General features: G+C 65.3%; 6 protein-coding genes and 1 pseudogene. All 7 read left to right on the top strand.

Annotated elements, in window-relative coordinates; translation table 11 throughout:
- Positions 1–1,492 (top strand): annotated as a pseudogene (locus tag ACYPXD_RS23355) (tetratricopeptide repeat protein); the annotation flags it as partial.
- Between the two features lie 100 nt (positions 1,493–1,592).
- On the top strand, positions 1,593–2,147 hold the full coding sequence (locus ACYPXD_RS23350) for a penicillin-binding protein activator LpoB (RefSeq protein WP_459716752.1): 555 nt from the start codon (positions 1,593–1,595) through the stop codon (positions 2,145–2,147).
- A 49-nt stretch (positions 2,148–2,196) separates the two neighbouring features.
- On the top strand, positions 2,197–3,615 hold the full coding sequence (locus ACYPXD_RS23345) for a PelD GGDEF domain-containing protein (protein WP_459716551.1): 1,419 nt from the start codon (positions 2,197–2,199) through the stop codon (positions 3,613–3,615).
- Positions 3,608–4,657, top strand: a complete 1,050-nt coding sequence (locus ACYPXD_RS23340) for a hypothetical protein (protein WP_459716549.1) — start codon at positions 3,608–3,610, stop codon at positions 4,655–4,657. The genes ACYPXD_RS23345 and ACYPXD_RS23340 overlap by 8 nt, the downstream gene beginning before the upstream one ends.
- On the top strand, positions 4,654–6,384 hold the full coding sequence (pelF, locus tag ACYPXD_RS23335; RefSeq protein WP_459716546.1) for a GT4 family glycosyltransferase PelF: 1,731 nt from the start codon (positions 4,654–4,656) through the stop codon (positions 6,382–6,384). Before ACYPXD_RS23340 ends, pelF begins: the two co-directional genes overlap by 4 nt.
- Positions 6,384–7,757, top strand: a complete 1,374-nt coding sequence (pelG, locus tag ACYPXD_RS23330) for an exopolysaccharide Pel transporter PelG (protein ID WP_459716543.1) — start codon at positions 6,384–6,386, stop codon at positions 7,755–7,757. Before pelF ends, pelG begins: the two co-directional genes overlap by 1 nt.
- A 2-nt stretch (positions 7,758–7,759) precedes the next feature.
- Positions 7,760–8,612: endo alpha-1,4 polygalactosaminidase (locus ACYPXD_RS23325; RefSeq protein ID WP_459716540.1), on the top strand; the 853-nt coding region annotated here is incomplete at its 3' end.

The following is an 8,612-nucleotide window of genomic DNA, read 5'->3' as shown; positions in this document are numbered from 1 at the left end:
GCGCGGCCGCACCGCGCAGGATGCCGAAACACTCGCCGATGTGCGCGGCCGGCGCGTCGCGCTGTCGACCGATTACACGACGGCCGATGCATCGGCCGCGCTGCTCGACGATCTGCTGTCGACGCAAGCCGCACCGGCCGATCTTTCTTACGTGCGCCGCACGCTGCTCGGCAACGATAAGGGCTTGCCGGGCGGCGCGCCCGACGCCGGCGCAAAGCTGCCGCAGAACAGCCGGCTGCGCGATGCCGTCGCAAAGGACGTGGCGATCGCATGGGCGCTGTCGCACGAAAGCAATCCGCTGGCAAAGCGCTGGCTCGCGCAGCAATACGCGGCGCGCCTCGCGCGCCCCGCCGATGCGCAATTGACGATCGCGCTGGCGGACAACGACATTCCCGCGATGGAGCGCCTGCTTTCGCAGGAACGCTCGCGCTTGCCGATCGCGGACCGCATCGATGCGACGATCGCCGTCGATCAGCCGCGGCGCGCGCAGCAGATCGCGTTCGAAGGCCTCGAAGGCGCGCCGGAAGACACGGCCTTGCATACGCGCGTGACCGAGACGGCGCTCGACTGGCCGCAATCGATCGACGCGACGGTAACGAGTCATGTCGAGCATCCGCTTGACTATATCGAGCAGACGCTCGCGGCGAGCCGCAAGATCGCCGAACGCTATATGGTCGGCGTGACCGGCGTGCAGAACTTCCAGCACTCGACCGACATCACGCAGCTCGTCAACGTGCCGTCGGTGGACCGGTCGTTGAGCATCTATGGCGAGCGCCAGACGCGCGATACGTCGTTCAAGGTGACGGGCGGCCGGCGCGATGCGCTCGCCAGCTTCTACACATTTTCGGTTGCTGCCGAAACGGGCCGCAATTCGCCGCTCACGCTCGGCGTGCATGCGGGCCGCAATCAGGTTGCCGACGAAACCCAGACGCTGCAGGTCGGCGGCATGAAGGACAACCTCGTCGGCGATTTCACGTATCGCGTGACCGAACGCATCACGATTACCGGCAGCATCGAAGCGGATCGTTTCTACAGCCAGGCGCGCAGCTATATCGGCAGCGGCGTGTTGTCGAACGGCGAAATCAGCTATCGCTTTCACACCGAATACCCGGATTACACCGTGCGCGTGGTCGGCACGCATGGCGGCTACGGCGCGAGCGGCAGCGCGGATCCGCTGATCTCGCGGCTGATTCCCGCGGCCGATCAGCCCGCGCTCGCAAGCGATTTCATGCCGGACACGTACACGCAATATGGCCTTTACTTCGGCTTCGGCAACGACCTGCTCGAACAGTACACGCATCGCTGGCGGCCGTTTCTCGATGTCGGCATCCTGCACGATTCGAATCAGGGCTGGGGGCCGGACCTCAACGTCGGCGTGGCGGGCACCGTGTTCGGTGGCGACCATATGGCGTTGTTTATCCAGCATCAGCGCGTGTCGCGTCTCGGTACGCCGGTCACGCTGATGGGGGCGAGATATAGCTGGTACTACTGATGGGGCAGGGCGAAGTGACCAACTCGCAACGAATAAGCGCGGCAACGCAAAACGTGATGAAAAGGAAAGGAGTGGTTCGATGAACACCAGAGACAAACTGATGCATACGGCACAGGGGCGCGTCCGTGCGCTTCGTTGGCTTGCTGCCGCCGCGACGTCCGCGCTGCTGCTCTGCGCATGCGGCTCGATCAGCCAGACCGCGGCCACGCCGTCGCTCGGCGCGGGCGACCCGGTTGCGGTCGTGGGCCTTGCGAATTTCACCGAGACGCCGGCCGCCGGCGGCAGCGCAACCGCGATCGCCGCGAACGTGCTGCGTCAGAACGGCTTGACCGATGTGCGCATCGCATCGGCCGACGCTTCGTCGAACGCGATGTTCGATACCGCGCAGCGCGAGATCGGCGAGAAGAAGCTCGCCTGGGCGCGCGAGCAGCACGTGAAATACGTGCTGACCGGCGCGGTCGAAGAGTGGCGCTACAAGGCGGGCGTCGATGGCGAGCCGGTGGCGGGCGTCACGTTCGAACTCGTCGACGTCGCCTCGGGCCAGGTCGTATGGAGCGCGACGGGCTCGCGCAGCGGCTGGAGCCGCTCGAGCCTCGCGAATGTCGCGACGTCGCTGATCGGCAAGCTGCTCGCGCCGTTGCGCGCGCACGCATGAAGCGGCGCATGCCGTCATCGGGTTCTGGACAAGCCATCAGGAGTCGGCCGTGAATACCGCCACTTCCCGACCGGATAGCAGCGCGAACGCGGCAGCCGTCAAGCCGCGCAGTGCGCATCCGTTCGGTCATCTGAATGCCGTGCGGCGCTTCGTTGCGCCTGCGGTCACGCGGCCTTTCGCGATCGTCGAGACGATCGGCTTCATGCTGATCGTCTGCCTGCTGTGCTGGCATTTCGATCCGTCCGACCCGCTGCTGCTCAACACGGGCTTTCCGTGGCTATGGTTCGCGACGCTCGTCGTCGCGCTGCGCTACGGCACGCTGCTCGGTCTGCTGGCGAGCGCGATGCTGGTCGGCGCGTGGCTCGTGCACACGCACGGCGGCGGCGACACCTGGCCGACGATGTTCTTTATCGGCGGCCTGTTGCAGACCATCCTCGTCGGGCATTTCGGCGATATCTGGGGCGCCCGCGCGCAACGCGCGAATGCGCTCAACGGCTATCTGAACGACCGGCTCGTCGCCATCACGAACAGCCACTATCTGATGCGTCTGTCGCACGAGCGGCTCGAAAAAGACCTGCTGTCGAAGCCGACCACGCTGCGCGACTCGATTACCGAATTGCGCCGGCTGTCGGTCGCGCATGGCCTCGAGGCGCCGCGCGCGCGGGCCGCGGGCGATATGCCGGGCACGCACGAGATGCTCGAATTCGTCGCGCAGGCGTGCCAGATCGAAGTCGCCGCGCTGTTTCCCGTGCAGGGCGGCAGGGCCGGTGCCACGGCGCTCGCGCGCGTCGGCGATGGGTTCGAGCTCGATGCGCACGACGATCTCGTGGCGCGCGCGCTCGAAACGAAAAGCGTCGCGCATCTGCGCAGCGACGAGCGGCCGGTCGTGCATACGGCGCTGCTGGTCTGCGCGCCGGTGGTTGCCGCGGACGGCGATGTGCTCGCGCTGCTCGCCATCCGCCGCATGCCGTTCCTGTCGCTGAACTTCGACAATCTGCAATTGCTGCTGGTGCTGCTCGGCTATTACGCCGATGGCGTCGAGCACTCGCGGCAGGTGCGCGAGATTCTCGACGTCGTACCCGATTGCCCGTACGACTTCGCGCTCGATATGAGCCGGCTCTCGCGGCTCGCGCGCACGGCGGGCATCGCGTCGTCGCTCGTCGCGCTCGTGTTCCCGCACGACGATGCCGGCGATTCGTTCTTCGAGCATGTGATGCGCCGGCGACGTTCGCTCGATTTGCTGTGGCCGGTCAGGACCGCGGGCAAGTCGGTGCTCGTCAATCTGATGCCCGCGACCGACGAGACCGGTGTAGACGGTTACCTGGCGCGCATCGAAGCGAGCCTGCGCGTGCAGTTCGACCTCGATCTCGAAGGCGCGCGCATCGGCGTGCATACGCTGCATCTGGGCAGCGGCGCGCCCGGCCCGGCGCTGCGAGGGCTGCTGACACGCAGCGGCATCGATGGCTAGGCCCGAGCGCTCTTCCAACGCGTCGAACGTGGGGCGTGTCGCGTTGTCGGTCGTCGCCGTGCTGGCGATCGCCGCGCTTGCGCTCGTGCAAGTCGACGCGCTCTGGCAACTCGCGCCCGGCGCGACCGTCGAGGGGCCGATCCTGCCCGCGATGCTGCTCGATACCGTCTGCGGCGCGCTGCAAGCTGTGTTGTTCCGGCTGCTGCTGCCCCAGCGCTACCGCGAGCCGCGCGGCTTCACGCTGCTGTTCCTGTGGCTCTTCTGCACGTTCGTGCCGGTCGCGGCCGGCCTCGTGCTGCTCGCGAGCTGCATCTGGGCCGCCTGGTTTCCGGGTAAGCGCAGCGACGACGAGCTGCGGGAAGTGCCCGCGCCCGAATTCGTCACGTATCTGATGTCGCGCGTCTCGCATGGCGGCGGCGCGCGCTTGCAGGCGCGGCTCGTGAATACGCAGGTCAACGCGTCGGACCGGCTGTCCGCGCTCGTCGCGATCCAGAGCATGCCGACCCGCACCACAGGCACCTTGCTACGCGATCTGCTCGCCGATCCGATCGAAGACGTGCGGCTGATTGCGTACGGCACGCTCGATCAGGCCGAAAACGATGTGATGCAGAAGATTTTCCAGACCGCGCAGACGCTCGAACTCGCGCAAACCGACGGCGAACGGCACGCGATCAACCGCCAACTGGCCGAGCTGTATTTCGAACTCGTTTATCAGAACCTCGTGCAGGGCGCGGTCTATACGCACACGCTCGAACAGGCCGATCGCCACGCGAGCGCCGCGCTCGAGATCGACGACGGCGATGCCGCGCTGTGGCTGATCCGCGGGCGTCTCGCGCTTGCGCAAGGCGCGGCTGAAGACGCCGCGCACTATCTGGCGCGCGCCCAGGCGCTCGGCTTTCCGCGCGAGCGCCTCGTGCCGTGGCTTGCCGAAGCCGCATTCCTGCAACGCGATTACGCGCGCGTGGCCGAATTGCTCGCATCGCTCGGCCATGCGTCGGCCTTGCCGCTGCTCAAACCTGTCGTTCAATACTGGTCGCCATGAATCCGTCACTTTTCCGTCGCGCCGCCGATGCCGATGTGTGCCTGCTGCTGGAAGGCACATTCCCGTACGTGCGCGGCGGCGTGTCGAGCTGGGTCAATCAGATGATCCGGTCGTATCCCGGGATGCGCTTTGCGATCGCGTTCGTCGGCAGCCGCGAAGAGGACTATCACGGCGCCGCGTATGAGCTGCCCGACAATGTCGTGCACTTCGAAGCGCATTACCTGTATGAAGCGGCGCATGCCGACAGGCAAATGGCGCGCGAAATTCCCGGCGACGCCGCGGCGTTTGCGAAATCGGCCGAACTGCACGAGGCGTGGCGTAACCGGCACGGCGCAAATCCGGCCGCGCTGATGGCCGACCTCGTGCATCTGATCGGCGACGACGGGCCGCTCAACGAGCAGCAGTTCGTCTCGAGCCGTGCGGCCTGGGACTTTATCGTCGACCAGTACCATCGGCATTGCACGGACCCGTCGTTTACCGACTACTTCTGGACCGTGCGCATCATGCACAAGCCGCTGTGGCAACTGGCGCGAATCGCCGCGCAATTGCCGCCGGCGCGCGTGTATCACACGGTGTCGACCGGTTACGCGGGCTTTCTCGGCGCGCTGCTGCACTACCGCACAGGCCGGCCGCTGCTGGTGTCCGAGCACGGCATCTACACCAAGGAACGCAAGATCGACTTGCTGCAAAGCCAGTGGATTCGCGACAATCGCGGCGCCTTCGAGCGCGACATCTCGAAGATCAGCTATTTCCGCGAGCTGTGGGTGCGCTTCTTCGAAGCGCTCGGCAAGCTCGCGTACGACGCGGCCGACGATATCGTCGCGCTCTACGAAACGAACCGGCAGCGGCAGATTGCCGACGGCGCGGACGCAGCGCGCACGCGCAATATTCCGAACGGCGTCGACGTCGACGGGCTGGCGCCGCTGGTACATCAGCGTGCGGTGCACGGGCCGGGGCAGACGAGGGCCGGCAATGTCGTCGCGCTGATCGGGCGTGTGGTGCCGATCAAGGACATCAAGACGTTTATCCGCGCGATCTTTATCGCGTCGCGCACGATGCCCGATATCGAAGGCTGGATTGTCGGCCCGGAAGAGGAAGATCCGGCCTATGCGCGGGAATGTCATGCACTCGCGCAAAGTCTTGGCCTTGCGCAGCATGTGAAGTTTCTCGGCTTTCAGCGTATCGATGAAATTTTGCCGAAGGTCGATGCGCTCGCATTGACGTCGATCAGCGAGGCGCTGCCGCTCGTCGTGCTCGAAGGGTTCGCCGCGGGCGTGCCCTCGATTACCACCGACGTCGGCTCGTGCCGGCAACTGATCGAAGGCTATGGCGACGAAGACCGCGCGCTCGGTGCGGCGGGCCTCGTCGTACCGATCGCGAACCCGGCCGCGTTCGCGCAGGCAGTGCTCGAACTGCTCGGCGACGTGCCGCGCTGGCGTGCCGCGCAGAGAGCCGGACTCGAACGCGTGGGCCGCTTCTATACGAAGGCGCAGATGATCGATCAATATCGCGAGTTGTACGAGCGGCTTGCTGCCGCGCCGACGCGGACCGCACGCGGCGGCGACGCGAACGGCTCGTCGGGCGGCTCAGCGGGCCCCTCGGCGGGCACCTCAGCCGGCCCCTCGGCGGGCATCATCGGTTGCCCGGTACACGCGGCCGCGCGAGGAGCGCCGGGCGCCGCCGGTGCGGTGGGCGCACGGCCTTCGCCAGCGCAGGAGAATCGCTAATGGCAGGCATTGGTTTCGAGCTTCGCAAGATCCTGCGGCGCGACACGCTGACCGGCACGATGCGCGCCTACGCCTACGCGGGGCTGATCAGTTCCGGGCCGTTGATCATGTCGATTGTCGGCATTCTCGTGATCGGCCTGATGAGCCTCGCGTTCACGATCCCGAAGTACGCGATCGTGCAATTCCAGGTCTCGGTCACTTACCTGATCGCAGCCAGCCTGATTCTGACGGGGCCGCTGCAGCTATCGTTTACGCGCTTCATTTCGGATCGCCTCTTCGAAAAGCGCGACGACCTCGTGCTGTCGAACTACAACGGCGTCGTGCTGGTCTCGACGGCTGCGTCGGGTATCGTCGGCTATCTCGCGGTGTGGCTCGGGTTCGACGGCGAGCCATTGCTGTACCGGCTGCTGATGGTCGCGGGCTTTGTCGTGATCAGCAATATCTGGATCGCGGTGATCTTTCTGTCGAGCGTGAAGCAGTACCGGCAGATTCTCGTCGTGTTTTTTATCGGTTACGGCTCGACGGTGGCCTTCGCGCTGATGCTGAACCGGCACGGCATCGCGGGGCTGCTAGGCGGCTTTGTCGCCGGACATATCGTGCTGCTCGCGGGCCTGTCCGGGCTGATTTACCGCAACTACCGCAGCGAGCGTTTTATTTCGTTCGAAGCGTTCGAAAGGCGTTTTGCCTATCCGAGCCTCGCGCTCGCCGGGCTGCTGTTCAATCTCGGCGTGTGGCTCGACAAGTTCATGTTCTGGTACGCGCCGGCCACGGGGGCGACGGTGATCGGGCCGCTGCACGCGTCGGTGATTTACGACATTCCCGTGTTTATCGCCTACGTAGGCGTAATGCCCGGTATGGCGACGTTCCTTGTGCGCATCGAAGCGGACTTCGTCGAGTATTACGATGCGTTCTACGATGCCGTGCGCAGCGGCGCGACGCTGCGCCATATCAACGATATGCGCGACATGATGGTGTCGAGCATTCGCGCGGGCCTCTACGAAATCGTCAAGATCCAGGCGGTGGTGCTGCTGCTCATCCTTGCATTCGGCAGGTGGGTGCTCGATGCGCTGCATATCTCGACGCTGTATATGCCGTTGCTGATCGTCGATGTGATTGCGGCGAGTCTGCAGGTGCTGCTGCTCGGTCTGCTGAACGTGTTTTTCTATCTCGATGCGCGACGCTCGGTATGGAAGCTCTGTTTTGCATTCGTCGCGCTGAACGGCGTGTTGACGGGCATCACGTTACGGCTTTCGCCCGATACGTATGGTTATGGCTTTGCGCTGACGCTGCTGATTCTCGTCGTCGCGGCAGTGCAGATGCTCGACCGAAAATTCGCACGGCTCGAGTACGAAACCTACATGCTGCGTAACTGATCATGACCGTGCTCGCGAATCTGTTTGCGCGGCTTGGGCCGCCCTGGCTGCAGATAGCGTGCGTCGCGGCGGTGCTGGTGCTGCTGTCGGCGGTATGCGCGCGGCCCGTGTTCGCCGCGGCTTGCTCGCGGGGAGCGCAAGGTGGCGTCGGTGCGGTGGCGCTGTTCTACGGCGAGCAGGTGCCGGTCGATCGGCTGTCGCAGTTCGATACCGTGGTGGTCGAAGCGGATAGCGGCTTCGATCCGCGCGCGGTGTCGACCATGGCGGCCGCAGACGGTGGAGAAAAGTCGCGCTGCACGAACTGGTATGCGTATGTGAGCGTCGGCGAAGTCACGCAAGATCGCGACTACATGGCGTCGATGCCCAGGAAGTGGTTGATCGGGCGCAACTCGGAGTGGGCGTCGGCGGTGATCGATCAGGGCGCGCCCGGCTGGCCGCAGTTCTTTGTCGAGCACATCGTGGCGCCGCTGTGGGCGCGCGGCTATCGCGGTTTTTTCCTCGATACGCTCGATTCGTGGCAGTTGATCGCGAAGACCGATGCCGCGCGTGCCCGGCAGCAGGCCGGCCTTGTCAATACGATTCGCGCGTTGAAGGCGCGCTATCCGGACGCGCAACTGATTTTGAACCGCGGCTTCGAAGTGCTGCCGCAGATACACGGCGACGTCGCGGCGGTCGCGTTCGAATCGCTGTACGGCAACTGGGACCAGGGCAACCAGCGTTACGGAGCCGTGCCGGCCGGCGACCGCGAATGGCTGCTCGGCCAGGCGCGCACGATCCGCGAGCGTTACCGGTTACCGGTTATCTCCATCGACTATTGCGCACCGGACGATGCAGCGTGCCGGCGCGATATCGCCG

Source organism: Paraburkholderia sp. 2C (assembly GCF_054589215.1).
This window is presented reverse-complemented; position numbering and strand designations above follow the sequence as displayed.

Excerpts from the sequence above, each read along its gene's own strand:
- ACYPXD_RS23340 (WP_459716549.1), top strand. The coding sequence starts at position 3,608 with ATGGCTAGGCCCGAGCGCTCTTCCAACGCGTCGAACGTGGGGCGTGTC.
- pelG (WP_459716543.1), top strand. The coding sequence starts at position 6,384 with ATGGCAGGCATTGGTTTCGAGCTTCGCAAGATCCTGCGGCGCGACACG.
- pelF (WP_459716546.1), top strand. The coding sequence starts at position 4,654 with ATGAATCCGTCACTTTTCCGTCGCGCCGCCGATGCCGATGTGTGCCTG.
- ACYPXD_RS23350 (WP_459716752.1), top strand. The coding sequence starts at position 1,593 with ATGCATACGGCACAGGGGCGCGTCCGTGCGCTTCGTTGGCTTGCTGCC.